Origin of the sequence: Acetobacter sicerae (assembly GCF_011516765.1) — a bacterium.
Taxonomy (GTDB): Bacteria; Pseudomonadota; Alphaproteobacteria; order Acetobacterales; family Acetobacteraceae; genus Acetobacter; species Acetobacter sicerae.
The window spans coordinates 1-1,290 of sequence record NZ_JAAABN010000070.1 but is presented as its reverse complement, the minus strand read 5'-3'; the positions used below and the strand labels follow the sequence as shown (position 1 = coordinate 1,290).

Sequence of the window (1,290 nt, the reverse complement as noted above, 5' to 3'; positions counted from 1 at the left end):
CACGGTGCCGGTCCAGTGCCAGACGGCAGGGACTGCGGGGAATGTTGACGCAGGGACGATCTGCCTGCTCGGCACCTCGATCTCCGGCATCGACACCTGCACGAATGGCGCTGCATTTGTTAATGGGTCAGATGGTGAGACCGACGCGGCCCTGAGGGCGCGTTTCCCGCTCTGGCTGGCCGCGAAAGCAACAGCATCGACGGCAGCGATCGAGAACGCGATCAGCGGGGTCCAGACTAACCTGACCTATTCGATCATGGATGGTGAGGCGGCGGATCAGACCTATCGGGCCGGGTTTTTCACGGCGGTGGTTGACGACGGAACCGGCGATGCATCCGACGCCCTGGTGGCCGAGGTTTATTCGGCCATTGATGCGGTTCGGGCATGTGGCGTCGGCTTCTCTGCAATCCGCTCTGCCGAGCTGCTGCTCACGGTTTCAATGACGATCACCGTTCCGGCGGCCACAGACACAGCAACTGTATCAACCGCTGTGCAGACAGCCATCACGGCGGATATCGACGCGCAGACGGTCGGGGCGGGCTATTCATACGCTCGTCTGGCGGTGGTCGCGTGGAACAATGCGGGCGTCACGCCGACCTCTATCGGCAGCGTCCTCCTGAATGGCGCTCAGGCCGACATCCCGGCCCAGACGGCGCAGGTTGTGCGTGCGGGCGCAGTTACGATCAACGTGGTGACGGGCTGATGGCGACCGGCGACCAGTCGGATTTCGTCGCACGTCTGCGGCAGGTTCTGCCGGACGGCTGGTTCCCAACTCCACCCGCTGCGGACGAACAGGAAAAAGCGCCGGTCCTTGTTGGCGTCCTGTCCGGATGCGCGAATGTTCTCGCATGGCTCTGGCTGCAACTGGCGGATCTGAACAATCAGACGCGGCTGCAAACCACGTCCGGGACAGACCTCTCGATAAAGGCTGATGATTATTTCGGGGCTGGCGCGTTCCCTCGGCTCACGGGTGAGACGGACGCAGCCTATCGCCAGCGCATCATCGACGCTCTCGTTGCTGAGAAAAACACGCGAGCGGCCATTATCGCGGCAGTCCAGTCAGTGACCGGCACGACGGCGACGGTTATCGAGCAGACGAACGCGACGGATTGCAAGGGCTACGGATCGACGCAGGTTCCTGCTGCTGGCGGAGGATACGGATACGGTTCCGGGCTGCACTACGGCCATCTTTCTGGCGGCCAGTTTTTCATCACGGTCCCGCGCGGAAGCGTGACGGACGACAGCATCATTCTCAACGCGATCAACTCGACCAAAGCGGCAGGTGTTGTC

2 protein-coding genes are annotated in these 1,290 nt (G+C 62.4%); both read left to right on the top strand.

Annotated features, from left to right (window positions below):
- A partial coding sequence (locus GVI59_RS18615) for a baseplate J/gp47 family protein (RefSeq protein ID WP_173575526.1) occupies window positions 1-703 on the top strand: 703 nt, incomplete at its 5' end.
- A partial coding sequence (locus GVI59_RS18610; protein ID WP_173575525.1) for a hypothetical protein occupies window positions 703-1,290 on the top strand: 588 nt, incomplete at its 3' end. The genes GVI59_RS18615 and GVI59_RS18610, both read left to right, overlap by 1 nt.